At 53.1% G+C, this 26,623-nt stretch carries 20 protein-coding genes; 9 read left to right on the plus strand and 11 right to left on the minus strand.

The window, feature by feature from the left end; genetic code table 11:
• Window positions 1-10: 10 nt before the first annotated feature.
• The 3 genes from LZ463_RS24040 to LZ463_RS24050 form a co-directional block, all read right to left on the minus strand.
• Window positions 11-892, minus strand: a complete 882-nt coding sequence (locus LZ463_RS24040) for a phosphatidate cytidylyltransferase (protein WP_241458836.1) — start codon at window positions 890-892, stop codon at window positions 11-13.
• A gap of 166 nt (window positions 893-1,058) precedes the next feature.
• Complete coding sequence (locus LZ463_RS24045; RefSeq protein WP_241458837.1) at window positions 1,059-2,705, minus strand: diguanylate cyclase; 1,647 nt, start codon at window positions 2,703-2,705, stop codon at window positions 1,059-1,061.
• Complete coding sequence (locus tag LZ463_RS24050; protein WP_241458838.1) at window positions 2,706-3,098, minus strand: response regulator; 393 nt, start codon at window positions 3,096-3,098, stop codon at window positions 2,706-2,708.
• Between the two features lie 531 nt (window positions 3,099-3,629).
• Between LZ463_RS24050 and LZ463_RS24055 the strand changes: the two genes are divergently transcribed.
• On the plus strand, window positions 3,630-7,538 hold the full coding sequence (locus tag LZ463_RS24055) for a papain-like cysteine protease family protein (protein ID WP_241458839.1): 3,909 nt from the start codon (window positions 3,630-3,632) through the stop codon (window positions 7,536-7,538).
• Window positions 7,539-7,635: 97 nt separating this feature from the next.
• On the opposite strand, the gene LZ463_RS24060 is transcribed toward LZ463_RS24055, so the two are convergent.
• The 6 genes from LZ463_RS24060 to hutU form a co-directional block, all read right to left on the minus strand.
• A complete protein-coding gene (locus LZ463_RS24060; protein WP_241458840.1) occupies window positions 7,636-11,361 on the minus strand; it encodes a DUF748 domain-containing protein in 3,726 nt (1,241 codons plus the stop codon).
• 333 nt (window positions 11,362-11,694) lie between these two features.
• Entirely contained in the window at window positions 11,695-12,918 is a 1,224-nt protein-coding gene (gene hutI, locus LZ463_RS24065; protein ID WP_241458841.1) for an imidazolonepropionase, read from the minus strand.
• A complete protein-coding gene (locus tag LZ463_RS24070; protein WP_241458842.1) occupies window positions 12,918-13,562 on the minus strand; it encodes a HutD/Ves family protein in 645 nt (214 codons plus the stop codon). Before LZ463_RS24070 ends, hutI begins: the two co-directional genes overlap by 1 nt.
• A gap of 148 nt (window positions 13,563-13,710) precedes the next feature.
• Window positions 13,711-15,255 (minus strand): histidine ammonia-lyase, encoded by a 1,545-nt coding sequence (gene hutH / locus LZ463_RS24075; RefSeq protein WP_241458843.1) that lies wholly within the window; start codon window positions 15,253-15,255, stop codon window positions 13,711-13,713.
• Between the two features lie 35 nt (window positions 15,256-15,290).
• Window positions 15,291-16,640, minus strand: a complete 1,350-nt coding sequence (locus LZ463_RS24080) for a purine-cytosine permease family protein (RefSeq protein WP_241458862.1) — start codon at window positions 16,638-16,640, stop codon at window positions 15,291-15,293.
• A 387-nt stretch (window positions 16,641-17,027) separates the two neighbouring features.
• A complete protein-coding gene (gene hutU / locus LZ463_RS24085; RefSeq protein WP_241458844.1) occupies window positions 17,028-18,725 on the minus strand; it encodes a urocanate hydratase in 1,698 nt (565 codons plus the stop codon).
• Between the two features lie 354 nt (window positions 18,726-19,079).
• Here hutU and LZ463_RS24090 point away from each other — a divergent pair, with 354 nt between their 5' ends.
• The 6 genes from LZ463_RS24090 to LZ463_RS24115 all read left to right on the plus strand — a co-directional run bounded on the left by LZ463_RS24090 (window position 19,080) and on the right by LZ463_RS24115 (window position 22,913).
• Entirely contained in the window at window positions 19,080-19,487 is a 408-nt protein-coding gene (locus tag LZ463_RS24090; RefSeq protein WP_241458845.1) for a rhodanese-like domain-containing protein, read from the plus strand.
• Window positions 19,484-19,966 (plus strand): GNAT family N-acetyltransferase, encoded by a 483-nt coding sequence (locus LZ463_RS24095; protein WP_241458846.1) that lies wholly within the window; start codon window positions 19,484-19,486, stop codon window positions 19,964-19,966. The genes LZ463_RS24090 and LZ463_RS24095 overlap by 4 nt, the downstream gene beginning before the upstream one ends.
• 95 nt (window positions 19,967-20,061) lie before the next feature.
• Window positions 20,062-20,568 carry a P-loop nucleotide/nucleoside kinase family protein gene (locus LZ463_RS24100; protein WP_241458847.1) on the plus strand — a complete coding sequence of 169 codons (507 nt, stop codon included), beginning with the start codon at window positions 20,062-20,064 and terminating at the stop codon, window positions 20,566-20,568.
• 163 nt (window positions 20,569-20,731) lie between these two features.
• The gene (locus LZ463_RS24105; RefSeq protein WP_241458848.1) at window positions 20,732-21,424 is read left to right on the plus strand and encodes a cupin domain-containing protein; all 693 of its coding nucleotides are present in this window, start codon (window positions 20,732-20,734) and stop codon (window positions 21,422-21,424) included.
• Complete coding sequence (locus LZ463_RS24110) at window positions 21,421-22,032, plus strand: TetR/AcrR family transcriptional regulator (RefSeq protein WP_241458849.1); 612 nt, start codon at window positions 21,421-21,423, stop codon at window positions 22,030-22,032. The genes LZ463_RS24105 and LZ463_RS24110 overlap by 4 nt, the downstream gene beginning before the upstream one ends.
• 95 nt (window positions 22,033-22,127) lie before the next feature.
• Window positions 22,128-22,913: an SDR family NAD(P)-dependent oxidoreductase gene (locus tag LZ463_RS24115; protein WP_241458850.1), complete on the plus strand. Its 786-nt coding sequence runs from the start codon at window positions 22,128-22,130 to the stop codon at window positions 22,911-22,913.
• Between the two features lie 65 nt (window positions 22,914-22,978).
• On the opposite strand, the gene LZ463_RS24120 is transcribed toward LZ463_RS24115, so the two are convergent.
• Together LZ463_RS24120 and LZ463_RS24125 are read right to left on the minus strand one after the other, a co-directional pair.
• The gene (locus LZ463_RS24120) at window positions 22,979-23,785 is read right to left on the minus strand and encodes an isocitrate lyase/PEP mutase family protein (protein WP_241458851.1); all 807 of its coding nucleotides are present in this window, start codon (window positions 23,783-23,785) and stop codon (window positions 22,979-22,981) included.
• A 146-nt stretch (window positions 23,786-23,931) separates the two neighbouring features.
• Window positions 23,932-24,687: a 3-oxoacyl-ACP reductase family protein gene (locus LZ463_RS24125; RefSeq protein WP_241458852.1), complete on the minus strand. Its 756-nt coding sequence runs from the start codon at window positions 24,685-24,687 to the stop codon at window positions 23,932-23,934.
• Between the two features lie 114 nt (window positions 24,688-24,801).
• Between LZ463_RS24125 and LZ463_RS24130 the strand changes: the two genes are divergently transcribed.
• Together LZ463_RS24130 and hutC are read left to right on the plus strand one after the other, a co-directional pair.
• The gene (locus LZ463_RS24130; protein ID WP_241458853.1) at window positions 24,802-25,737 is read left to right on the plus strand and encodes a LysR family transcriptional regulator; all 936 of its coding nucleotides are present in this window, start codon (window positions 24,802-24,804) and stop codon (window positions 25,735-25,737) included.
• Between the two features lie 93 nt (window positions 25,738-25,830).
• Window positions 25,831-26,541, plus strand: coding sequence for a histidine utilization transcriptional repressor HutC (gene hutC, locus LZ463_RS24135; RefSeq protein WP_241458854.1), 711 nt, complete (start codon window positions 25,831-25,833; stop codon window positions 26,539-26,541).
• Window positions 26,542-26,623: the final 82 nt, after the last annotated feature.

Below are 26,623 nucleotides of genomic sequence, written 5' to 3' on the forward strand. Positions count from 1 at the left end.
CTGGTCCAACTTAAAACAATAAGCCAAGGTAGAGTAAGGGGGCAGTCAATACCAGGCTGTCCACCCTGTCCAGAATGCCGCCATGTCCCGGTATCAATTCAGAAAAATCCTTGATATTCAGATAGCGCTTGGCAGCAGAAAAAATCAGGTCACCGGTAAAACCGCCGACTGACAGAATCAGGCCCATCATCAGCAGGGTTTTAACCCCGGCCAACCCCAGATACAAGCCCAGTGTCGTTGACACCATCATGGAAATCACCATGCCGCCAATCAGGCCCTGCCAGGTCTTGTTCGGGCTGATACGGGGTGCGATAGTTTGTTTGCCAAACGTCTTGCCACTGACAAACTGGCCTATGTCATTGAGCGCCGTGACGACACAAAGATAGAAAAACCAGGCCAGCCTGACTTCATTTGAAAATGGCAGGTTCATGATATTGAGCATAAAACTGAGGCCATAACAAAGGAAGAGGAAAAGCAGTAGCAACAACTGATTGCGCTGCCGCCAGATGGAGAATTGCAGCGCCTGTACCACCAATAACACCGGCAAGATCAATTCTGGTTCAAGCCCGCCCCAATAAGGCAGGGCAAACTGCAACAAGATGAAGGCAGCGCAAGGTACAAAAAATTGCCAGCGGGGGCCAACATAATGCAGCGACAACTCGCGCACTGCCAGCACTACGATCAACAATGCCATCAGGGCCGGGCCAAGCGGATAGATGAACAGACTGAAGCTGACGATGGGAAAAATACGCCACCAGGCATTGACTTGCTTGCGTAACTGGCTCTCCGGCGAACTATGTCTGACAACCGTAAAGCTCGCGCACGCCAGCAAGAGATACAGCATGGCCATGGCAGCCAGGGTTGAGTTACCTAAAAGAAATTCTGAAAACACGCTTCAACCTGCGAGGCAACAAAGATATACAAGTGTACACTGAAGACATGAACGACTTACTTTTTTAACATTTGGATACAGCTGCCGCCGTCTTTGTGCCCCTCTGCAGTCTGGCCAAATAAAAAAGGCCGCTACGAGAGCGACCTTTTTATTTGGCATGGACAGGTCATGCCTGACTGATACAATTGCGTCCTTTTTGCTTTGACGCATACATGGCGGCATCAGCAACATCAAACAGTTCATCTGCATCAAGACTCGCTTCCAGGTCGGCAACTCCACCGGAAAAACTGACCGCAAAATGCCCGCCACCCTCACTGTGCTGCTGGATTTTTGCAAAGGCAACCCTGACCTGATCCAGCACACGTGCTGCCACAGAAGCTGTGGTATCAGGGAAGATCACGGCGAATTCTTCACCGCCATAACGACCGACGATGTCACTGCGGCGCAGGCGTTGTCGCAGCAGGCGCGCCAGCGTACGCAAGACCTGGTCACCCGCCGGATGACCATAGGTATCGTTGATCATCTTAAAATTATCCAGGTCTATCATTGCCAGCGCCAGTGGTGCACCGTTGCGACCGGCCTGGGAAATCTCGGAAGCCAGTTGTTCCTTGATGGCGGTATGGTTATACAGTCCAGTCAAACCATCGCGCATGATCAAGGCGCGCAGTGAACGATAACGCTCTGCCCTGCTGGAGATAGAAGACTTCAGGTATTCCGGCGATACCGGCTTGGTGATGAAGTCATCTGCTCCGGCCTTGACCGCATCAAGCTGCTTGCTCATGTCGGATTCGCTGGACAGAAACACGATGGGGACGTCCACATACGAATTGTCCTGCCTGATGATGCGTGATAATTCCACGCCACTACATACCGGCATATAAACATCCATCAAGACAATTTCTGGCCTGAAATCGGTCATCACGGTCAATATCTGGGTAGGATCATTGAGCAGATACACATTCATGCCGGCGTCACGCAACACCGCACCATAGAACTTGGATGTGACGGCGTCATCGTCAATAATCAGTACGCGGAAACCCTGGTCTTCATGATTTTGCAAAATCGCTTCTATACGTTCAGTCAGGGCGACGACATCGACAGGCTTGGTGAAATAGCCATCACCACTGGAACGTACTGCAAGCAGGCGCGAGTCAAAACTGTTTGAATGCGACACAAATACCGTTGGTATGCGGAAACGCTCGATCTGCTTGATGCGCCCTATTTCTTCTGCGCCCGCCACCTTGCCTTCAGGAAAGCTCAGTTCTATCACGATCACATGCGGCCTGCGGCGGGCAACTGCCGTCGCCAGGGTGCCCAGGTGGTTCATCCTGACCACTTCATAACCGAAGTGTTCCAGTTGTACCGTGATTTCCTGATTTTGTGCTTCATCCTGGTCTACCAGGTAAATCAGTTGCGGCGTGCCGACATCTTTTTCTTCCTCTTGCACGCTATCGGCCACACCATTGACGGGTTTGGTGTCGTACTTGAGTGCGTAATCGAAATAGCTGTTGACCTCCTGCGAATAGGCTTGCAGCTCTTCGTTTGTCCAGGGTGCGCCCTCAAGATGCGGCTTCAGTATTGCTTCAAAGGCCCTGGCCTGATTGCCTATTTCTGCGAAACCAAAGGTGCCGGCGGACCCCGCCATGGTATGCAGGTGGCGGTGCATGACGACCATCGCATCCTTGTTGTCCGGGCGCTCTACTATCTGCTGCAAAGTTTGTGTGATCTCGGCTATCTTGGACGGTAGTTTTTGTATAAATACAGCTTCAAGAGCACGCAGTTTTTCTTGCAGGCTATCAATTTTTTCAGCCATTTAGGGCTTCTCCTGCCATAAACTCCTCACCTGAGTCGACAGCTCCATGGGATCAAAGGGCTTGGCAATCACACCTATTGCCCCCAGAGACTTGTAGAACTCCATTTCTGTGGACTGCACCTTGGCAGTCATGAAGATGACGGGCGTATTTTGTGTGCCTGGTATTTTGCGTAATTCTGCCAGAGTGGTAGGGCCGTCCATATTGGGCATCATGACGTCAAGAAGCAACAGGTCAGGGACAAAGCCGCCATTGACCTCGGCGATTGCCTGCGCCCCGGAAACACAAGTCTTCAAGGTAAATCCACCCACCACTTCCAAAGCAATCTGAGCTACGGTTTGTATATCGGCATCGTCTTCGACATAAAGTATGCTGGCGAGCGTTGCAGAAGTCATTACTACTCCTTATTGCAATTGGAAAAACATAAGGTTCAGGATAAATCAAGATTACCCACAAAACAACAATAATCCTGTTATCAGTATTGATAATCAGAAAGTCGTGGGGATTTTTGCAGTCACTTATTTCCAATAAGAAACAAATTCGTGTCCACCTGAATTCCCTCTCTTGCAAATTGCTCATCTGGCAAGGCCAGCAAAAGCAAGCTTCTCCCATGTCATGTCATATAGACGCCTGACGTCTGAACAAATCTGACATGCCTGTCCGCTTCAGTGTCCGCGTGCGCGCCCCCAAGTCCGCAAGTGTCAATCAACACATAATGATTTCCAATTTGACAATTATAATTTATATACTACATTGGATTGACCGCAATGCTATTTTGAAAACATTTCTCGACCTGCGATGTATGTAGCACCTTTGTCAGGCCAGTATTTTTCGAGCGAGCGCTGCGACAGCCAGTCATCTGCATACCACCTTTTCAATCGTCTCTCTTTAGCGCGTCTCTTTAACAACTGGAGTGAACAAATCAAATGAATCTGCAAAATCCCTCTACCAATCTGGCCTATAACAGGCTCGCTCTGCTTTTTACCAATACTGCCTCCGGACAGCCTGTGTGCGGCCTGGAAGTATTGTTGACAGCGCATTTGCCAAACAATATTACGATCCCGTTTGGCAAGCTGGTGTCAGACCATACAGGCTATGCATGTTTCGACCTGACGCATGCAGAAAGCAGTTTGCACTCCTTGATTGATCAACATTTGCGCCTACATGGTTCAGGCCCTTTTGATGACACGCAGAAACCGACAAGCGGCACGGATGTCCCACGAATTGCCGCAGCAACTGTACCGCCGGCCTCAGCGCCGGGCAATTTCAGCATCATTGCCAATCTGAGGACGCTGCCTGAACAAAAAATCGACATCCTGAAACATGGCTTTGGCCTGGTCAGGGATGCCCTGCTGGCAGACATACGGCTCAACAATAGTGAGCTGGCATCCGCACAAAAGGGGAACGGCCTGGTTTCCATACAAAGACCCAGCCTGACCGACTGGGTCATCTCGCCTAGTTCTTTTTCCATCAACCCGGCCTTTTTCATCGGACAGGATCAGTGTGAAAACCTGTACCCCGCCAACTTTGCGACCCAGGAATTCCGCTTCCATCAGATTTTGCGCGATGGCAGCAAGAACAATCTCGACCACAAAAATCCTGTCATGCACGGCTGGTCACTCGAATACCAGAGTACATGGGAACCGCTCGGACATACCCTCGGCAAGCTGGTCTACACCCTGCCGCTGGCGCCGGGTGAAATTACCAATATCTCCATCGTGGACTGGTCCAGGAAGTCAGTTGATTCGCGCTTTGACGACCTCAGCGTCGCCGAGCAACTGATGCACAATACACACCGCGACCGCAGCATTTCTGAAACGGTTGAAGCCGCCCTCGAAGAATGGCAACGCGGCGGCAGTGTCATGGGGGGCGTAGGCGGGTCGCTGGGTTATGGCGCAGGCGCCATGTCCATGGGAGCATCAGCTGCGATAGGTGGCGGCTATTCCACCAGTTCCGGTGACCGCAATGTCACCGCATCCACAGTGCAACAACTGTCTGACGGTTTTTCGCAAGCCAGCTCAGCTTTTCGCGAATTGCGCAGCACGGTCGTCGTCCAGTCGGCACAGCAGGAACACGCAGAAGCAAAAACACGCGTAGTCGCCAATTACAACCATGCCCACTCGCTGACGATACTGTATTACGAGGTACTGCACCACTATAAGGTGACCACAGAATTCCTGCGGACCCGGCGCTGCCTGCTGGTCAATTACTCTGGTCGCATGGTCGATTTCAACGATGACAAGTCGGTCGAAAAATTCCAGACCATACTGAAAAAAGTCTTGCTCGACAAAACCCTGTTGCCCGGCTTTGAACTGATCAGCAAGCTGCTGTTTTACAAAGGGACAATGGTTGCGGCGCAATTACCGTCTGACTATAAATTCAATATGTTCCAGATCCGCATCAAGACGGGGGACGACGGCACGGACAGCGATGTTTCAACGGCACTGTACCTGAAAAACAATACCCAGGTTGACTTGTTCTTCAATGAGTCTGGCGACAGCGACAAGCGTATCCTGGATCGCTCTGGCTACAATGATTTTGAGCAGGGTGATGACGACTCCTATTTGTTGACCCCCAAAACTCCGATCAGGTGGGGTGACATCAAGGAATTGATCATCAAGCTCGATGGCGGCGGCAACTGGCGTCTTGCCCACGTCACACTCACCGGCATAGCTGCTGAAGGGGATTTTGTGCTGTATGATGCAGCCCGCTCGGACTTGCTGTCCAACAGTTCTCTGTCACTGACGACCAAGGCAGCGCCTGACTCTATCGTACAGACTCCGGACGACAAATTATCTGAAGCCGAAAAACTGAAGATATTCAAGCTCAAGAAGCACTTGCTGGCTGACAGCCTGCATTACAACCGCGCCATCTGGCTATTGGAAGACCCGAATGAACGCGCTATCCGTTTTGCAGCCACGCAGTTTGGCGGCAAGGCCCTGCTTGACCTGATCGACAACCGCCCGATTGATGTGCTGGGCGATTTTGTCGCATTCCCTTCCAATGACGAACTCCTGCCCATCCCCTTGTTTGAAAGTGGCAAGTCAGAAAAACTGATGACCCTGCCTACCCGTGGCGTGTTTGCCGAAGCCAAGCTAGGTCATTGCAGCGCCAGCGAGATCATCGACAACACCCGCTTCTGGGATTGGCAGACCTCACCCATACCAGAGAAAGCCCCACCCATCGCCCCAGCCAGCACAGACTCGCGCAACGACGACAAGAACCTCACACCGGCACAAATGCCCAGTGCCATTGTCAATATCGTCAGCCCCAGCCCGGCCCCTGACCCAACTGCCATGGCGGGTGCGCTGGGCTTGCTGGGCAAATCCGACATTTTCCGCAACATGTCCATGAGCAAGGAAGTCAGCGACCTGCTCGGCAAACTGGCCAGCAATTCCATCAGTATGGCAGAAGCCGGCAAGAAAGCGCGCGACATCTCAGGCGGTGGTTCAACCGGCACCGGTGGCGGTAGCGACAGTAGCGGTGGTGGTGGCAGTAGTGGCGGAGGCAACGGTAGTATAGGCAAACCCGGTAGCAATGCCGGTGGACCGCAGCAACTGATGGACTGGAGCAATGCCATCAAGAACTCTGGCCTGTCGGCAGAACAAAAGGCCAAGCTGACTGAAGCCCTGGTCGATAATCTCAGTAACGGCAACACCACCAATAACAGCCTGTACAACTTCCATGTCACACCGGCCGTACCATTCATCAAACAGCCTTCATCCGATACCTGCTGGGCTGCTACGGCCACAATGCTGCGCTCATGGAAAGAAGGCAAGGCGCTCAGCATCACCGAAGTCATGGACAAAGCCGGGCCAAGCTACCGTGCCCTGTTCGATGCGGGCCAGGGACTGGAATCAGAACAGATGCCAGTTTTTTTTGAAAATCTGGGTATGGGCTATGCGGCACCAGCCAATTACACTATCGATTTTTATGCCAATCTGCTGAAAACCTATGGTCCGTTATGGCTGACACTGGACGATGACCAGGCACCGAATGCCATCGCGCCACATGCCTTTATCCTGGTCGGTATCAAAGGCGATGGAAGTGCTGACAAGACACAATTCATCCTGATGGACCCGGCTGCTGCCGGTGAAGCAGAATACCCGTTCACCGAGTTCCTGCAAAAATTTGAAGAAATGGCGAGTCAGGCCGATCCGAACAAACCGCTGTTCCTGCAGATTGCCTATAACCTCAAATCGCAATCAGTCGGCGCGCCCAAACCCTACGACAGAAACGCTGCTGTCATCTATGCACAAACCTATTTCAATCGTACCTGTAGCGACAATTATCTGTTCAGTCAGACCGATGCATTCTATTTTGCCGATCCGGCGGCGGCCGCGGTTCCGAATGAAAATGACTGCACCCACTTTGTCAGTTGCTGTATTGGACAGCCGCCCAAAGACAACATGAACCAGATCAGCGGCGGCGGCCTGTTCCTTGACCCTGCCGGTTTCTTCAAGGGCAAGACGCCAGAACCTTATGGCATGACCATACCCAACGTCCTGCTCAGGTATTTGAAGCTGACGAATAAAATCAAATTCCTCAATGACCAGGGTGGCCTGCAAGATGACCTGTTTTATCACCAGACCAGCAACCAGGCGAATGTAAATGTGCCCTTCCCTGACTTACAGGGCGATATCATCTTCTATACCAATGACAATCAATTCATCAAACCGGCACAGGCCATTGATTTCCATCATGCCGCAGTGATCGTCGGTATCGATAATGCCACCCAAAGTAAACAGATATCCTGCCACACATCGAATCGTTTCAATAAACCGGCCGACAATGTCGCTTATTCATATTTTGTATATGCCAGGATTATCAAATAATTGTCACTGAAGCCTGTGAAATGACATAGTGAAGACACGGCCAGGCCAGCACTTGCTGACCTGGCCGAATTCTTTTACGGCGAAACACCTGTCTCGATTACTTGAGAGAAAAATCAACCCGGTTGGGGACACCTTTGTCCTTGATACCATCGGCATTCAACCTCGGGGCAATCAGGAACAGCCTCTCCCTCTCTATGCCGGCGATGTCTTCCAGATAATCACGTACGGTATCAGCACGCTTTTGCGCCAGGCTGCGCAGGGCGTCCGGGGTAACTACTGTATTGGCCAATATCATTTTCTCGGCCTCTGCGGTAGGCAGGGTTTTGGCCATGCCTATGGCATTACGCGGCTTGGTGAATTTCTCTGCCTGATAAACTTCTTCCACATACTTTGCTTTTTCTGCCTCCGAGATGGTGATGTCGTCTTTTTTAATGGTGCGATCCTTTTGGTGGACATCTTTCCATTTCAGTTCACGCATTTTTTGCAGCAGGATCAACTGGCGTATGCCATCGGTGTCCGTTGCGGTATCAACCCGGCCCGTAATGTCCAGCTTCAGGCCCGAGCGGTTTTTCAGGGCCTTGGCCAGGCTGTCGAGTTTGGCCGTAGCTTCCGGGGTCAAACTGGTCTGGCCTGGCAGGAACTCTGTGTAGGCGAGTTCTTCACCTCCACCGCCAAACATGGAGCCAAGCAAGGCAAACGGCGAAGTCACTGCCTTGGTGATGATATTGACAAATACCTTGAAGATGATGCCGCCAACTGAAAACTGCGGATCGGACAAAGACCCGGTAATCGGTAAATTGATGGCGATACGCCCCTGGTTATCACGCAGCAAGGCCACCGCCAGCATGACTGGCAACTTGGTGGCCGACGGGCTTTCCACTCTCTCTCCGAAAGTCAGTTGATCAAGGCGCACATCGTTTTCAGCCTGCAATTGCTGGTTTTCTATACGATAAGAAACCTGCATGGACAGTTTGCCTTTTTCTATGACATAGCCTGCATACTTGGCAGCATAAGGTGTCAGCCGGGTCAGCTCCAGGCCATTTGCACTGGCCTTGACATCCATGAAAACAGGATTGGCCAGGGGATTCAGACTGCCGGAAATAACCAGCGGCGCATCGTCATCAACCTTGCCTGTCAATTCTATGGTCGCCGGCTGCGGGTTGTCCGAAGCAATTGCACCAATGGTGCCGGTCACGCCAGTCAGGTTGGCCGTATAGTTGGGTTTAACAAAATTATCAGTGAAGTTGATATTGCCGCCGCGCAGTGTGGTTTGGGCAATGCGTATCACGACGGGATTGAGCTTTTCTGGCTTGGCTGGCAAGGGTACGGTCACAATATTGGTCGTCGCTGTCTTGCTGGTCACGGCTTTGGTGGCATCAGCATTATTATCATTTTGAGCCTGGACCGGTGCAGCGTCATCATCGCTGGCTTTCTTGGTGCTGAGTATGGTTTGTATATTCAGCTTGCCCTTGGATGACAAGATGGCGCGCGCATAAAAATCATTGAGGGCCAGTTTTTTCAGGGTCACCAGTTGCTTGTCACCGCCGATCTGGGCGCTGACGCCATCCATGGCAATGCTCTTCCATTCGAGAAAATCTTCTTCGGCGCCGTTTTCCAGCAGGTGAAAATCTGTCAGCGCCAGCATGCCTTCATAGTTGATCTGCCTGCCTGCATCCAGAATGTTGTTGAGGCTAAGCTTGCCCTTGACATCGGCGCGGCCGCGTGTCAGTTGCGCATTCACATACGGTGATACATAAGGGAAGAATGCTGAGACTGGCAATGCCTGACCATCCAGGTTCAAGCTGATATTTTTCAGTTGTGCACTGGCTGTCGCATCCAGATTCAGTTTGGCCTTGCGCCCTATATTGGTTTGCAGAGTCAGCTTGATTGCCTGTGACAGGTCGCTGCTGAGTTTTTCTGCGTGCAGATTGAAGGTATCCAGCTTAAGATTGACCTCCGGCTGCATGGACTTGTCACTGAAGCTGGCTGCCGCTCCCTTGAAATCAAGGCTGGCCAGATTGACTTTCCAGGCTGGCGCAGGTGTGCCGGTACTTGCCTTGTCGAGGTTGCCGGCAACTTCAGCTTTTTTGGGGGCATCGCTATTGCGCAACCACTTTTTCAGATTCAGCACCGCCTGCTCATCACGTCGTATGTCGCTGGTCAAACCGTCAAACACCACACTGCCTATGTTGATTTGCTTGCTTTCGGTATTGAGCGCGAGCTTGTCAAGCGCCAGGGTCTTCAGGCTGATACTGCCGTCATCGGGAGATTTGCCCTTGATGGTAAACTGACTCAACTTGAAGTTCAGGTCATCAAGCTGAACAATCCCTTTTTCCAGTTGCACGCGGGCGCCCATGTCAACCTGGCCGCTGACACTGGCTGTCAGGAAAGGGGAAAAAAATGCCTGGTAGCTGGCAAGTGACCAGGCATTCAGGGCCAGTTGACCTTTCAGGGCAGCCTGGACAGCTTGGACTTCACCATCAAATTTAAGAGCTTCATCATGCTCGCCGCTGAGTGCCATTTGAAAAGCCGCAGGCTTGGCATCAGCCGCTGAAGACAAATGCTGGGCCTTGAGGCTGATATCCTGCAAATTCACCGTCTGCGCAGGCGAGGCATGCCGGGCGTCACGCAAATGGAACCGCCCCTTGTCGATTTGCAGCTCTGCCAGCTGCAGTAACGGCGCTGCGGGTTTTTCTGCAGAAGCAGCAGCGGAAGCAGCCTTGGGCGCAGATGCCGCTGCCTTGGTTTCAGGTTTGGCAGCAGTTTTTTTGCTTTCTTCAGCAGCCAAAGCTTTTACCCAGTTGAGCTGACCTTGCTGGTCTATATCCATCCACAATTCTGGTGCCGTCAATTCCAGCCTGGTCAGGCTGGCAGCAGCGGTCATGATATTGAGTTGCTTGATCTGTGTATGCAAGCTGCCCAGTTTGAGCAAGGCAGCATCAGCCTTGTCATTGACAGTCACATCATCAAGGTGCACATCACCAGCCAGCAAGAGCTCTGGATGGGCATTCTTGCGACTGAAGATCAGGTCAAGTTTGGTCGACAGTTTGGCGCTCTGGACTTTTACCGGCAGGCTCACTGGCACATAAGGCAGGTATTGTGTCAGATCAAGCTTGTCGAGATCAATTGCCAGCGCAGTATCAAGGGAGCTGGTAAACGGCTTGGCCCTGCCCTTCAGCGAAAATGGCGAACCATTGACTTTTGCGGACAACATCGGTTCGACAAAACTGTCAACCTGGTTGGGAAAGTTGGATGCAAACGGCACGCCTATCTGCAAGGCTTCTATCTTGAACTGCTCATTGACGACCTTGTCATCAATATCGATCTTACCGCCTTCAAGTTGCAGGTTCGCCAGCGAGAATCGTGCGGGCGTATCACTCTTGGGCATGGCGGCGATTTTATCGAGGATGTCGGTAAAATTATAGCGACCGTAACCGTCACCCGAAGTGCGGACAATATGCACATAAGGTTCTTTGATTCTGACTTCATCAATGATCAGCGCCTGGCGGAACAGGGATGCCAGCGACAGGTTCAGCACCAGTTCCCTGACCTTGACAGCGGCAGTATGCTGATCCGCCTCATACAGGCGGAGGCCGTCGATGGTCAGTGCCAGCCTGAACGGTGAAAAGCGGATATCATCCATATCGAGCTTGCGCCCTATCTGCTGCTGTACCTGCTCAGCGGCGATGCGCTTGACCAGACCGGGCAAGAAGGCCCAGCTCAGGACAATGAGCAACACCAGCAAACCAGACAAGCCTGCAGCCCAGCGCCCCAGATGCCAGCGATGATAGGCGATGGTCAGTGTTTGCTTTACTTTTGTCATGATGCGGCCTTATTGCTTTTTTTGGTTGATACGGTGGCTTTATTACAAGACCGAACATCTCAACACAGAGACACAGAGGGGGTACAGAGATGCACAGAGAAAAAGCATCTTCCTCTTGTGATTATTATTGTCGATTTTACGCTGTCTCTTTGTGCAGGTATTTTGTCTTGTTAATTAACTTACTTATTTACTTCACCGCATTATAGCCCCCGACCTCGGCCATAAAAAGCAAACCCCGCCAATGCGGGGTTAAAGAATGTGAACCCTATGTCAACAAATACAAAAAACTTAAGGATGGACAAGCATGTGAAACACAACTGAAACACATTATGTCTAGGCCAGCACTGTCCCCGCAAACACCTTGGCCTGCAAGGGATTGCCGCCTATGTGATAGGCGAGGTCAGCCGGCCTGGCAATCGCCCACAGGGCAAAGTCAGCAGCCTTGCCAACTGTCAGGCTGCCGGTTTCTGCCTGCAACCCCAACGCTCGCGCCGCATAACAGGTCACGCCCTGCAAGGCTTCAAGCGGTGTCATGCGGAACAGTGTGCATGCCATGTTCATGACCAGCAGCAAAGACGTCATCGGCGAGGTGCCGGGATTGCAGTCGGTAGAGATGGCGACAGGTACACCGGCGTCACGCAAGGCTTGCAGCGGTGGGTACTTGGTTTCACGAAGAAAGTAGAAAGCCCCCGGCAAGAGCACGGCCACCGTACCGCTGGCCGCCATGGCGGCGATACCTTCTTCTGACAGATATTCCAGGTGATCAGCAGACAGACCCTGGTATTTTGCCGTCAGGGCGGCACCTCCCTGATCAGACAATTGCTCGGCATGCAGTTTGACCGGTAAACCATGTTGTTGCGCAGCCTGGAATACGCGCTCGGTCTGGGCCGGGCTAAAGCCTATCTTCTCGCAAAACACATCGACTGCGTCAACGAGGCCTTCAGTTGCCAGAGCAGGCAGCATTTGCCCGCATACCAGGTCTATGTAATCATCTGTCCGGCCCGCATATTCTGGCGGCAAGGCGTGCGCCCCCAAAAAAGTGGTTTTGACCCGTAGAGGGAATTCGCGCCCTATCCGTCTCGCCACACGCAGGATGCGCGCCTCGGTTTCCAGGTCTAGCCCATAGCCGGATTTGATTTCCAGCGTGGTGACGCCTTCTGCCAGCATGGCATGCAGGCGCGGCAGGCTTTGCGCCAGCAATTCATCTTCCGTGGCAGCACGGGTGGCGCGTACGGTGGAGACAATGCCACCGCCCTGTCGGGCGATTTCTTCATAGGCCACACCATTGAGGCGAGCCTCAAATTCATTGCTGCGGTTGCCTGCATACACCAGGTGGGTATGGCAATCGATCAGGCCAGGTGTCAGCCAGCAACCTTTGCCATCGTGGGTCTTGGTCGCCGCATGCTGTGCAGGCAAGTCAGTCTGCTTGCCCAGCCAGGCAATTTTGCCGTCCTTGACGGCAATCGCCGCATCCCTGATCTCGCCATAACCGGCATCCATGCAGGCAAGGTGGATATTGATCCACAGACTGTCCCAATTGTGTTCTGTGGTCTGCATCAACTGTCACCCATGCTCAAAAATTGTATGCGTACCAGGTAAAGTACGGCCTCTTCTGCGGCGCGCAGTTTCAGACGTATGCCACCATGCTCATGCTCTTCTTCAAACAGATAGCAATCATGGTCTTTCAAGGTTTCGCCCGTGGACAGCTCTGCCTCGCCTTCAGCGCAAAACAATAACAGCTGCTGGGCATCATCGGCTTCGATCAGGTGATTGCCTGCGCCCAGCCTTTGCATGTGATGGGTGCAGACATCGCGTCGCGTCATCATGTTCAGGTCCAGTACGGTGCCATGCAGCAGTTCAGCATTGATCGGTGTTTCGCCCCGGAACTGGTGGGGCAAGCTGTCTTTTTTCAGGAACACGCTGCTACCATGGGCCTGTTCACTATCGCCATGCAGGATCAGGCCGTCACCTGACAGGATGGCCAGCGTCCGGTCTATCTGGGCAAAATGCGAGAACGGGCCATTGCTGCTGACTGTCGCAGTACTCAGGCGCCAGACGAAATGTTCAAGACCGGCGCCTGCCGGGAACACCGCCAGCTCAGTCGTGCTGCCACCGCCATTTTTCCACGGCATGGTTTGATAGTCTTGTTTTGACCACTTATGCGTCAGCTTACTTGCTGACCTGGCTGTCAACTTGGGCATAATTTATTCAATTCTTCAGGCAAACAAACAGATAATGGCTTACCCAAAACGGGCAAGCCATTATCTTAAACCAACAAGCGTCAAACTATCTGGCCAATATTGGGTCAGACCCGGCCCAGATAGTTGAGTCAGGCACTTTAGCAAGTACTTAAGCCAGATACAGGCCTTGATACAATTGCTGGCATTGTGCGCTCAATTGACCATCAATCACCAGTTTTTTTGCAGCTTCGATATCCGGCGCAAAATACCGGTCCTTGTCATAGAAAGTCACTTTGTCACGCAAAAGCTGTTGAACCTGCTTGAGCATGGCAGAGGTTTGCAGCGGCGCATGGAAGTCCACCCCCTGGGCGGCCGCGAGCAATTCTATGCCAACAATGGTGGCCGTATTGTGCGCCATTTCATGGAGGCGACGTGCGCCATAGGTAGCCATGCTGACATGGTCTTCCTGGTTGGCTGAAGTCGGTATGGTATCGACACTGGATGGATGGGCATGTGACTTATTCTCCGAAGCCAATGCTGCTGCCGTCACATGGGCAATCATGAAGCCGGAATTGAGGCCAGACGAAGGCACCAGGAATGGTGGCAAACCAGAAATCGACGCGTCAATCAGCAAGGCGATGCGGCGCTCAGAGATGGAGCCTATCTCGGCAATCGCCAGCGCCAGGGTGTCTGCCGCAAAAGCCACAGGCTCGGCATGGAAGTTGCCGCCAGAAATCACTTCGCCAGTTTCAACGAATACCAGCGGGTTATCAGTCACTGCATTGGCTTCTATCAACAGTGTGCGTGCGGCATTGTTAATGATGTCCAGACAGGCGCCCATGACTTGCGGCTGGCAGCGCAGGCAGTATGGATCTTGCACACGCTCATCATTGACCAGGTGGGACTGGCGGATTTCACTGCCAGACAACAGATTGCGATAAATTTGTGCGGTAGCAATTTGCCCGGGTTGACCACGACTGGTGTGGATACGTGGATCAAATGGCGCATCGCTGCCCTTGGCTGCATCAACAGACAAGGCGCCGGTGATCGTCGCCGCTTCTAGCAGGCGTTCTGCCAGGAACAGGCCGTTCAGTGCAAGTGCGGTCGATACCTGTGTACCATTGATCAGTGCCAAACCCTCTTTGGCGGCCAGAACGACAGGTGCAATGCCTGCCGCTGCCAGTGCTTCTTTGGCATTGACCAGTTTGCCGTTGACGCGCACATCGCCTTCACCCAATAGCGCCAGCGTCATGTGGGACAATGGGGCCAGATCACCAGATGCGCCAACCGACCCCTTGACCGGGATAGTCGGCATGATGCCGGCGTTATACATGGCAATCATGGCATCAATGACCGAAGCACGTATGCCGGAAACACCACGGGCCAGACTGGCAATCTTCATCAACAGTATCAGGCGCACGACTTCATCAGAAATCAACTCACCGGAACCGACGGAGTGCGACAAAATCAGGTTGCGCTGCAACAGCTCAAGCTGTTCATCCGGGATGCGGGTTTTGGCCAGTTTGCCAAAACCAGTGTTGATGCCGTATGCAGCGTCCCCCTTGGCAACTATCTTGTCTATCGTTGCAGACGAGGCATTGATGGCCGCATAAGCAGTATCAACCAGCTTCAAAGGCCGGGCTGCGGCCCAGACAGCGCGCAAGTCTGCCAGGCGCATTTGACCAGGTTCTATGGTAAAGGTGGACGTATTCATGGGTAAGACCTGCTCTTTCAGACAATGGAGGTAAATTAATTTTTGGGATAAATCATGGCGGCGGGTACCCGCATCGTGCGTTTTGCCAAAGGCAAATAGACGAGCGAGGTGACCAGCAGACTGACTATCCAGGATATGTCGGCGCCGCCCATCATGGTAGCCAGCGCGCCGGTGTACAGCTTTTGATTCAAAAAAGGAATTTGCACGATGATACCCAGGGCATAACAGCCCAGCGCCACCATGTTATAGGCGCCATAGCGGCCACTGGCATCGTACAGGGCCGGGATATCGACTTTTTCTTTCGACACCAGGTAGTAATCAACCAGGTTGATCGCACTCCAAGGCACGAATACGGCCAGCAGGAGCAGGACAAAGTTCTTGAAGTTATTGAGAAAATCAGCACTGGCGGCAATTGCAATCAATACGGAGCAAATCACAAAGGCAATGATGTACAAACCCCGTGCACGCGGCGAAATCTGCGACCTGTTATTGAAACCGCTGACAGTCGTCAGGATGGACATGAAGCCGCCGTACGCGTTGAGGCAATTGACTGTCAGCTTGCCGGTAACAATGACCAGGTAAATCACCACCGCCATCGCAGGCCCCGCCAGTTCGCCAAGAAAACCAACCTGGTTTTTCAAGAAAGCACCACCAGATGCGGCCACCAGTACACCAAATGTCATCGCCACCTGGGCGCCTATGGCCGTGCCAAGAAAGGTGGACCAGAAAGTGGATTTGATCGTGGTATGCGAAGGCAGATAACGTGAGTAATCCGCCACATAGGGGGCAAAGGTCAGCTGCCAACCCGCTGACAAGGCGACTGTCAGCAAGAAAGTGCCTATGCTGAAAGGTTTTTTGCCAAAGGCAGCGGCGACATCGTAGTGCCCGAACAGTTGCAATGCCAGGTAAGCAAAACCAAGTATGCCAACCACTGTCGCCACTCGCCCCAGGATATGGATGAACCTGTAACCGGCAATCGCCAGTATGGCAGTCAGTGCGCCGAAGATGATCATGCCAGTCTGTGCGGTCTCAAAACCAAACATCTTGTTGATGGCCTGACCGGACAAAACCGTGCCAGTCGCTGCAAAGCCCAGATACATGACAATCACCAGCAGCAAAGGCAGGGCTGCACCCTTGACGCCAAACTGCACACGGCTCGATATCATTTGTGGCAAACCCAGACGCGGCCCCTGCGCAGAATGCAGGGCCATGACTGCACCGCCGAGTATGTTGCCGAGCAACAGGCCGATGATGGCGCTCAGGGCTTCAGAACCAAACACAATGGACAGCGCACCGTCAACGATGGCCGTGATTTGCAGATTGGCGCCCATCCATAGCGTGAACTGGCTGTTTGAAGAGCCATAGCGTTCTGCTTCCGGCACCATATCTATGGTGCGCCTCTCTATATTTGCATTACCTGAAAGCGGACTGGCTTGCGTGTTCAAAATAGTGTGTCTCCTGTGTTTTTAAAACCAGACAGCACGCAGACATGGTACAGATCATTCCTGGTCTTGGTGTCGCTGTTTTTTTGGCTGGAAATATACTGCCCCCTCAGCTAGCGATGTATCCCGCTATCGCCGATTGCATTACTATTTTCGATTCTTCACTTACCGGACATGTGCACAAATTATTCGTAGGTTGGGCTAGGTTCCATCAGCCCAACAACCGTATCCCTTATCGACCGCCGAGTGTTGGGCTGGTAAAGCTTAGCCCAACCTACACTTAGCTCAATCTACACACTGTGGTGAAAGGTCCTGCAATTAACCCGTGATTCAAGCCTTACCCATCATTGGCAAATTCAAACCCTCACGCTTGGCACAATCAATCGCCTGCTGATATCCGGCGTCAGCATGACGCATGACGCCGGAGCCGCAATCGTTGACCAGCACACGGGCCAGTCGTTTGGCCGCTGCATCGCTGCCGTCGGCGACGATGACCATACCGGAATGCTGGGAATATCCCATGCCCACGCCACCACCATGATGCAGCGATACCCAGCTTGCACCACCGGCAGTATTCAACAAGGCGTTCAGCAATGGCCAATCGGATACGGCATCGGTGCCATCGCGCATGCCTTCGGTTTCTCGATTGGGGCTGGCGACTGAACCTGTGTCCAGATGGTCACGGCCAATGACGATCGGTGCTTTCAATTCGCCATTTTTGACCATTTCATTGAAGGCCAGACCAGCGATATGACGCTCGCCCAGGCCCAGCCAGCAGATACGTGCCGGCAAACCCTGGAAGGCAATACGCTCACCTGCCATGTCCAGCCATTTGTGCACGCCTTTATTGTGCGGGAACAATTCCTTGATTTTGGCGTCGGTCTTGCGGATATCTTCCGGGTCACCAGACAGGGCTACCCAGCGGAACGGGCCTTTGCCGTCGCAGAACAGGGGACGTATATAAGCAGGTACAAAACCCGGGAAGTCAAAGGCATTCTTGACGCCGGTATCAAACGCCACCTGACGGATGTTATTGCCATAATCGACAGTCGGTATGCCCATGGCGTGGAAGTCGAGCATGGCTTGCACATGGACTGCGCAGGCTTGTGATGCGTCAGCAGTCAGCCTGGCATGCTGAGCGGCGTCTTGCTGGGCGGCTTTCCATTGCTCCACTGTCCAGCCTATGGGCAGGTAACCATTGATGAGGTCATGGGCAGAAGTCTGGTCAGTCACCAGGTCTGGTTTCATGCCACCGGCTTTGGCGCGTTTGACCAATTCCGGCAATATTTCTGCCGCATTGCCGAGCAGTGCGATGGACACAGCCTCTTTACGGTCGCAATGATGTTTGATCAGCGCCAAGGCGTCGTCAAGGTCTTTAGCCTGCTTGTCGACATAACGGGTGCGCAGGCGGAAGTCTATGCTCGACTGCTGGCATTCGATGTTAAGGGATACCGCGCCGGCGAAGCTGGCGGCCAGAGGCTGCGCGCCGCCCATGCCGCCAAGACCGGCGGTCAGGATCCAGCGCCCGCCCCAGTCGCCATTGAAATGCTGGCGGCCTGCCTCGGCAAAAGTTTCATAAGTGCCCTGGACAATACCCTGTGTGCCTATGTATATCCAGCTACCCGCTGTCATCTGACCGTACATGAACAGGCCCTTGCGGTCGAGCTCATTGAAGTGTTCCCAGTTCGCCCACTTCGGCACCAGGTTGGAATTGGCGATCAGCACGCGCGGTGCATCTTCGTGGGTCTTGAACACGCCAACGGGCTTGCCGGACTGTATCAGCAAGGTTTCATCTTCGCCCAGCTGTTTCAGCGAGGCGAGTATCTGGTCATAGCATTCCCAGTTGCGGGCAGCACGGCCTATGCCACCATACACCACCAGGTGCTTGGGGTTTTCTGCAACGGCAGGGTCCAGATTGTTCTGGATCATGCGGTAGGCCGCTTCGGCTACCCAGGTCTTGCAGGTTTTTTCTGCGCCGCGTGGTGCATGGATTTCGCGGCTGGCATCCCAGCGTGGATCGTTATTCATTGTCTCTCTCCATCAGTTAAATACAGGGTAGCGGCAAAAACCCGGAAACAGGCACGGTCCGCAGCTACATATAAAAAAATCAAAGTCCCTGGAAATTCCAGCCAGGTCAAAAAATACACCCAAGCAAATCATTAAGAGAAATTTTAAGTTGTATATACAACTTACGCAAGCGATTTTTTGCAAATTCTCGTGAATATTCTCTTTGCAGGCTTGCCCTCATCTTGACGCCATTCCAGATGCCGCAATTGGCGCGATCTTACCGATCTATGACGTTTACGCCACTTTTACTAAAAAGCCCGTGCATCGACAATAGATACATGCAATCAAGCATATATCCCACAGAAAGGAAGAACCATGTCCATCGTCACCGACGTCGTCGCCGCCAGCAGTGCAGAAGCCATTGCCCATTTCTCAGACAGCCTGCGCTATGAGACTGACTGCTGGGACACCCATGACGCCATCTCCAGCGGCCAGGCAGATTTTGTCCTGCTTGATGTCCGCAGCCCTGAGTCCTATGCCAAAGGCCATGTACCGGGCGCCATCAATCTGTTGCGTGGCAAGATAATTGCGTCCAAACTGGCCAGCTACCCTGCCGACACCCTGTTTGTCACCTATTGCGCCGGGCCTCACTGCAATGGTGCAACCCGTGCCGCTATCAGGCTGGCGCAACTGGGGCGCCCCGTGAAAATCATGATAGGCGGCATCACCGGCTGGCTTGACGAAGGCTTCAGTCTGACGACAGAAGTCACTGAGCTGGCATGAGTGCAATAGCGACAAAAACGCCATTCTGCATACGCCCAGCCCTTGCCGCCGACGCGGCAGGGTTGTTGCAACTGATGCGCGAACTGGCTGCCTTTGAAGCTTATCTGGATGCATTCCGTGTTACAGAACAGGATTTGCTCACACGTGGCCTCGATACAGAACATCCACAGTTCAAGGCTTATGTCGCTGCCACAACATCAGGTGAGCTGCTGGGCTATTCAGTCCTTGTCGAAATCGCGTTCACCTATGACCTGCGGCCAGACTGGCGGCTGAAAGAGCTCTATGTCAGCGCTCCTGTCCGCCAGCTTGGCGTGGGTAAGGCATTGATGCTGCACATCGTTGATGAAGCCAGACAGCATGGTTGCGGCAGACTGAAATGGGATGTGTTGCCAGACAATAGCTACGCCAAGCGGTTTTACAGACAATTTGGCGGCGAACCTGTAACAGACTGGGAGGCATGGATTCTGCCGTTTGACTAAAGACTTGCAGCGGCAGGTGAGAGAATACGCCCCTCACTTCCCCAGCCCGACTTTACTGTTAGCATAACAGGACTTTCAAACCACTCACTCACCCCATGAAACACATCCATTTCATTGAAGGCCCGGTCGGCGCCGGAAAATCCACCTATGCAAAAGCATTCGCCGCCAGGGGAGGTTTTACTCATATCGCGCTGGATGAATGGTTTGTCCGGCTGTTCAGCCCGGATCGCCCCAAAGACAACTTCATCCCCTGGTATGCAGAACGAAAAGCCAGGCTGATCACATTGATCATCAATTATGCCCGCACCATTCTTGACAGCAACAATAGTGTTGCCCTTGAACTTGGGCTCATCCAGCGTGGACCGAGGGTGGAGTTACTTCGCCAATTGCAGCAAGAAGGCATCAGTTTTTCAATTCATCTACTGGATGCGCCGAAAAATATCCGCCATGAACGGGTCAAGCGACGCAATCTGGAACAGGGCGCCAGCTTTTCAATGCTTGTTCCAGACCATGTCTTTGACATTGCAAGCAATATGTGGGAAGCACCTGACGAGATTGAGCTTGAGGAATTTGATTTTGTCTTCCCAAGTAACAGTGCGTAAAACAGTGCATAAAAATCGCCATTGATTTGATGCCCACCTTATGCCCCCAGTGATTTGATCATTATCTGCGCCCTCACTTCAAGAATTTGACAGGAATAGACTTGACCGGCGTAATTCATCTCGATTAGAATACCTACCAACTAGTCGGTATTTTATAAAAATCATGAAACTCAACTCAGACCTCAGTCAACGTGTCATCATCCAGTCTGCCGATTTACCATGGGTAGACTCCCCTGCAAGTGGCGTGCAGCGCAAGATGCTGGAACGCCATGGTGAAGAAGTGGCCAGGGCAACGTCGATAGTCCGCTATGCGGCCGGATCACAATTCCCGCTACATGTACATGATCTTGGTGAAGAGATTTTTGTGCTGGATGGCGTTTTTGAAGATGAGCATGGCGGCTACGGACCAGGCATGTATATCAAGAACCCGCCCGGCTCTACCCATGCGCCCGGTTCAAGCACCGGGTGCACCCTGTTTGTCAAACTGCGTCATCTTGATCCGGATGACAGCGAAACTGTGCGTATTGATATCAACACCAGCAACTGGCTCCCCGGCCTGGTGCCTGGCCTGTCAGTCATGCCGTTGTCAGAATTTGAAGCCCAGCATACGGCCCTGGTGCGCTGGGCGCCCGGCACACGCTTCAAGCCACATCGTCACTTTGGGGGTGAAGAGATTTTTGTACTCGAAGGCATGTTTGAAGATGAATTTGGTCAATATCCGGCTGGTACCTGGATGCGCAGCCCGCACATGAGTGCACATCACCCTTTCAGCACCCGGGGCTGCCTTATTTTGGTCAAGACCGGGCATCTGTTACAGTCACAGACACCGGATACTTCGCTGGAACTTAATACATGAAACATTTTTCTGAAATATCGGCATCTGCCGAACGCGTTGTCGATGCTGCCGAAGGCTTGATACAAGAGCGCGGCTACAACGGCTTTTCCTATGATGACGTCGCCAGCCTGATCGGCATCAAAAAACCGAGCATACACCATCACTTCGCCACCAAATCAGAATTGGCCGCCGTCGTGGCGCAACGCTACACCCACCGTTTTCGCGAACAGTTGCTGCGCATAGAAGGGCAGTATGCCCATGCCCCAGAGCGTCTTGCTGCCTATACCGAGTTGTTCGAGGCAACTTATATCAGGGATCAAAAACTCTGCGTCTGCGGCATGCTGGGTGCAGAGGCCAATTCCCTGCCTGAACTGGTGGTCAATGAAGTAGACGGCTTTTTTGCCGCCAATATTACCTGGCTCAGTGCAGTCATTGCAGCAGGTCAGCAGCAGGGGCAGATCGACAAGGCACAAAGTGCCGGTGAAATTGCCCAAGCTTTGCTATGCGCAATGGAAGGCGCCATGATAGTCGGGCGCAGGGCGGTCGGGCGCACGACAGCAGGCATACAAACCCAGGGGCCTGCACAGGTGGGCCAGACTTTTTTAAAAGCCATACGTCAAACGAGTTAAGCATCAGACATTGGCAAAGCAGCCATAAGCGACTATCGTCGCTTATTTTTTTAAACAAATACCTACCAACTGATAGGTAAGCAAAAAGGAGTATCATGAACCCCACATCGTTCACATCATTCACAGGCAAAAAGCTTTTGGTCATTGGCGGCACCAGCGGCATGGGCCTGCAAACAGCAAAGCTGTTTACAGAACAAGGCGGCCAGGTAGTCATCGTCGGCCATCGTGCCGACAAGCTTGAAGATGCCATCAAGTGCATCGGCCACCCCTCGCAATCCCTGGCATTGCTCGCCGACCTGACACAAGAAGCCAGTGTGCAAGAGTTATTACGCACCATCACTGCAGATCACAGTGACATCAGCCATCTGGTCAATGCCGCAGGCGTATTCTTCCCCAAGCCTTTTCTTGAACATGGCATCAGCGATTATGAGCAATACATGGTCTTGAACAAGGCCTTCTTTTTCATCACACAAAAAGTCGTCATCAACATGATAGCCAGCGAGCGAGCTGGTGCCATCGTCAATATCGGCTCCATGTGGGGCAAGCAGGCAATTGCAGCCACGCCCTCTTCCGCCTATTCCATGGCCAAGGCAGGCTTGCATGCACTGACCCAGCATCTGGCAATGGAGCTGGCCAGCCACCATATCCGAGTTAATGCCGTTTCGCCGGCAGTGGTACAGACACCAATTTATGAAGGCTTCATCCCCAAGGCTGAAGTCCATCAGGCCCTGCAGGGTTTTAACAGTTTTCACCCGATTGGCAGGGTCGGCACACCACAGGACGTCGCTGAAACGATCATTTTCCTGCTGTCAGAAAAAGCTGCCTGGGTTACTGGCGCGGTGTGGGATGTGGATGGCGGCGTGATGGCGGGTCGCAATTAAAAAAAGCAGGCCATCTGCATGGATGATCTGCTTTTCGTCACCTATATTTAATCATTCTGACGGTATCAGGCTTCACCGCTCAAAGCTGCATTCATGTAGGGATAGCTCAATTCATGCTGAAACAATGCGGCAGTCTGGCCCTGGTGCAAAAACTGGTGCACCTCTTGCCTGCCGTGGTGATAAGCAAGCTGGAAAGGCGCAGGCCCTAACGAAAAACGACGGCAACCGGCAGCAAACAGCTGTTTGATGTCGGGCATGCCGGGCACGGCCATAATATTGATCGAAATATCCAGCGCCTGCGAGATAGTGGAAACAGTCGCCACATCACTGAGCCCAGGCAAAAATGCAGCGCTGGCCCCGGCAGCCTGGTAAGCCTGTGTACGGGTAATCGCCATCTGTATGGCAGCATCCCCACTGGCCAGTTCGCGCAAATAAACATCTGTCCTGGCGTTGATAAAGCATTCTGCGCCAGCCAGCCTGTTACGGATCGCCTTGATTTTCGCCACCAGCAATTCTGGCGCACCGCCGCCATCTTCAAGATTGATGCCGGCCACACCGCATTGCTGAAGGTCTGCCGCCAGCGCGGCAACTGTGTCGGCATCATCGCTGTAACCGTCTTCAATATCGACCGACAAAGGCACCCTGATGACGCGCATGATGCGGCGCACGGCGGCCAGCAATTCATCACGCGGCACAGTGCCACCGTCAGCATAACCGAGCGCCCAGGCCAGTGACGCGCTGGACGTGGCTACCGCTCTGGCGCCGTCACGTTCAAACAGGACGGCACTGGCGGCGTCCCAGGCATTGGGCAGCAGCAAGGGTGTACTGCCGGTGTGTAATTCTTTGAATATACTGAAGCTCGTGGCTGTCATGAAAAACTCCAAATGTTAATCAGATAAAAAACATTGAAATCTTAGGTAATACAGCAGGAGATATCCCGCCGGATTCGGCCATCATTGTCACACAAAAAAAGCCGAACCGTTGAGGGCGGCCCGGCTGTTCAGCAACTCATACTCCATCAGGCGTCAAAGCCACCATCGGCCTTGAGATTGGCGCCAGTGATGAATGCTGCTTCTTCGCTGGCCAGGTAAGCAACCAGGCTGGCAATCTGTATACCCGTGCCATATTGGCCCGTCGCCATATAGCTGCGCATGGTGTCGGCAAAAGCACCGTTGGCCGGATTCATTTCGGTATCAACCGGGCCTGGCTGTATGTTGTTGACCGTGATGCCCTGTGGCCCCAGATCACGTGCCAGGCCACGTGTAAATGAGGCGACAGCACCCTTGGTCAAGGCATACACGGACAAACCGGGTACAGGCACATAGTCACTGTTGACACTGCCTATGGTGATGATGCGGCCACCCGCTTTCATGTGGTGCTGGGCCTCCTGTATGGCGACAAACACAGCTGTCACATTGACGGCAATCAGTTTCTGGTAATCGTCCATGCTGAAGTCGGCGATATGGCCCGCTGCCAGCGCACCTGCATTGTTGACCAGGATGTCAAGGCTACCCAATTCTGCTGCAGTCGTATTGACCGCCAGTCTGACCGCATCAGCATCTTGCGCATCTGCCCGTATTGCCATGGCCCTGCCGCCGTTTGCACGTATGGCCGCGACTACTTTATCTGCCTGTTCGCTGCTGCTGGAATAAGTGATGGCGACTGCTGCCCCCTCGCTGGCCAGCCGGGCTGCTATCGCTGCACCTATGCCACGTGAACCGCCGGTGACCAGGGCGACTTTACCGTTGAGTTTTGTGTTTGCTGCTTGTGTCATGATGTTCTCCTGAAATAATCCGTGATTGGATGGAGTCATTCTGGACCAAGTGAATGATGACAAGTAGTCCATAATCGATTACATTACTTTCAACCATTAGTTGAAAATAAAATCATGGAAACCCTGTCCAGCATAGAATCCTTTGTCCGCAGTGCAGAGGCCGGCAGTTTTTCACAAGCTGCACGCAACCTGGGTCTGACACCGGCAGCAGTCAGCAAGAATGTCGCCAAGCTCGAATCACGCCTGGGCATACGCCTGTTCCAGCGCAGCACGCGCAGTCTGGCGTTGACGGAAGAAGGTGAAATCTTCCTGGCCCAGGTCCGCAGCGGTCTGGACAGCATACAGGCAGCCCTGGCCAATGTAGAAAACGTCGCCGGCAAGCCTGCCGGCATACTCAAGATCAGCCTGGCACTATCGTTCGGGCGCGATTATGTACTTCCCCTGGTTCATGAATTTGTGCAGAAATACCCCGAAGTCATTCCCGACCTGCATTTTGATAACCGCAATGTTGACTTGATCGGCGAAGGTTTTGATGTAGCCATTGGCGGCGGCATAGAACTGGTACCCGGCGTGGTAGCGCGCGAAATAGGCCGCGCCCATGTCATACCGGTGGCCTCCCCCGCTTATCTGGCTGAGCATGGCATGCCAGCAAGACCCGACGACCTGATCCGGCATGATGGCATTCTGCGACGCTCGCCACAAAGCGGCAGACTACGCTCATGGACGCTGCGCAACGCCAGGGGTGAAGAAGCGCCAGTAGAACTCCGGGCGCGCATCATGATGGATGACCCCGAAGCCATGTGCCGTGCAGCCCTGCTCGGCATGGGGGTCGCCATGGTACCCCGCCTGCACGCCCTGCCCTACCTGGACAGCGGCGAGTTGCAAAGACTGCTGCCGGCCTGGCATGCCGATATCGGCCCGCTTGCCATGTATTATGCCAGCGGCCGCCTGATGCCAGCCAGGACGAGGCTGTTTGTGGATTTCATCCTCAAGCGTTTCAAGGAACGGGACATTGCAGGCAAGTTTTCTGCCCTGCCAGCAAAAAAGTGAGGCACACCAACAGGATAAATTCACGATCTGTCTCCAGCTATGAGAAAATGAGCGCCAACTTATATCTACTGTTTTATTTTTACTGTTACCCCTGTGAAACCCAGCAAGCCCGAGCTACCCGCTTTTCAGATCATCAAAGATACCCTGCTCAAAGAGATTCAGTCCGGCAAATGGAAGGAAGGCGATGCCATCCCCGCAGAAACCGCCCTGGCGACGCAATTCGGGGTATCGCGCATGACAGTCAACCGGGCAGTGCGGGAATTGACCAGTGAACAGATCCTGACCCGCATACAGGGTTCAGGCACCTATGTGGCGCAACAAAAATACCAGGCCACCCTGGTAGAGATCAAAAGCATCGCCGAAGAGATCCGTTCACGCGGTCATAACCATCGCAGTGAATTGCACAAGCTGGAAGCCGAAGCAGCCAGCGAGCAACTGGCGGCAGAATTCCAGGTCAAGCCCGGACACCCGCTTTTTCACTCGGTCATCGTCCACTTTGAAAATGAAATAGCAATACAGGTGGAGGACCGCTGGGTCAATTCCAGCGTGACGCCTGACTACCTGCAACAAGACTTCAGCAGCATGACGCCCAATGAATACCTGGTAGCAGTCGCCCCGTTGCAGGGTGTTGATTACAGCATAGAAGCCATGCAGCCACCGAAGCAGATCGCTGAAATGCTGCACATCTCCAGCAAGGAAGCCTGCCTGGTATTGCATCGCAAGACGCGCTCGCTGGGTATGATAGCAACCAGCGTGACGATGTGGCATCCCGGCAAGCGTTACCAGTTTGCCGGGAGTTTTTAGCTTTTCAGCCTTTCATCGTAAAGAGATACAGAAAAATTCTTTCAGATCGACTTCCGATTCGCTATGTAGTCTTACCCTTAAC

The organism is Undibacterium paludis (assembly GCF_022568815.1).
Taxonomy (GTDB): domain Bacteria; phylum Pseudomonadota; class Gammaproteobacteria; order Burkholderiales; family Burkholderiaceae_D; genus Undibacterium.

What these genes read in the sequence shown, in the direction of transcription:
- LZ463_RS24045 (WP_241458837.1), bottom strand. Translation starts at nt 2,705, where the DNA reads ATGGCTGAAAAAATTGATAGCCTGCAAGAAAAACTGCGTGCTCTTGAA.
- LZ463_RS24050 (WP_241458838.1), bottom strand. Translation starts at nt 3,098, where the DNA reads ATGACTTCTGCAACGCTCGCCAGCATACTTTATGTCGAAGACGATGCC.
- LZ463_RS24055 (WP_241458839.1), top strand. Translation starts at nt 3,630, where the DNA reads ATGAATCTGCAAAATCCCTCTACCAATCTGGCCTATAACAGGCTCGCT.
- LZ463_RS24060 (WP_241458840.1), bottom strand. Translation starts at nt 11,361, where the DNA reads ATGACAAAAGTAAAGCAAACACTGACCATCGCCTATCATCGCTGGCAT.
- hutI (WP_241458841.1), bottom strand. Translation starts at nt 12,918, where the DNA reads ATGCAGACCACAGAACACAATTGGGACAGTCTGTGGATCAATATCCAC.
- LZ463_RS24070 (WP_241458842.1), bottom strand. Translation starts at nt 13,562, where the DNA reads ATGCCCAAGTTGACAGCCAGGTCAGCAAGTAAGCTGACGCATAAGTGG.
- hutH (WP_241458843.1), bottom strand. Translation starts at nt 15,255, where the DNA reads ATGAATACGTCCACCTTTACCATAGAACCTGGTCAAATGCGCCTGGCA.
- LZ463_RS24080 (WP_241458862.1), bottom strand. Translation starts at nt 16,640, where the DNA reads ATGGTGCCGGAAGCAGAACGCTATGGCTCTTCAAACAGCCAGTTCACG.
- hutU (WP_241458844.1), bottom strand. Translation starts at nt 18,725, where the DNA reads ATGAATAACGATCCACGCTGGGATGCCAGCCGCGAAATCCATGCACCA.
- LZ463_RS24090 (WP_241458845.1), top strand. Translation starts at nt 19,080, where the DNA reads ATGTCCATCGTCACCGACGTCGTCGCCGCCAGCAGTGCAGAAGCCATT.
- LZ463_RS24095 (WP_241458846.1), top strand. Translation starts at nt 19,484, where the DNA reads ATGAGTGCAATAGCGACAAAAACGCCATTCTGCATACGCCCAGCCCTT.
- LZ463_RS24100 (WP_241458847.1), top strand. Translation starts at nt 20,062, where the DNA reads ATGAAACACATCCATTTCATTGAAGGCCCGGTCGGCGCCGGAAAATCC.
- LZ463_RS24105 (WP_241458848.1), top strand. Translation starts at nt 20,732, where the DNA reads ATGAAACTCAACTCAGACCTCAGTCAACGTGTCATCATCCAGTCTGCC.
- LZ463_RS24110 (WP_241458849.1), top strand. Translation starts at nt 21,421, where the DNA reads ATGAAACATTTTTCTGAAATATCGGCATCTGCCGAACGCGTTGTCGAT.
- LZ463_RS24115 (WP_241458850.1), top strand. Translation starts at nt 22,128, where the DNA reads ATGAACCCCACATCGTTCACATCATTCACAGGCAAAAAGCTTTTGGTC.
- LZ463_RS24120 (WP_241458851.1), bottom strand. Translation starts at nt 23,785, where the DNA reads ATGACAGCCACGAGCTTCAGTATATTCAAAGAATTACACACCGGCAGT.
- LZ463_RS24125 (WP_241458852.1), bottom strand. Translation starts at nt 24,687, where the DNA reads ATGACACAAGCAGCAAACACAAAACTCAACGGTAAAGTCGCCCTGGTC.
- LZ463_RS24130 (WP_241458853.1), top strand. Translation starts at nt 24,802, where the DNA reads ATGGAAACCCTGTCCAGCATAGAATCCTTTGTCCGCAGTGCAGAGGCC.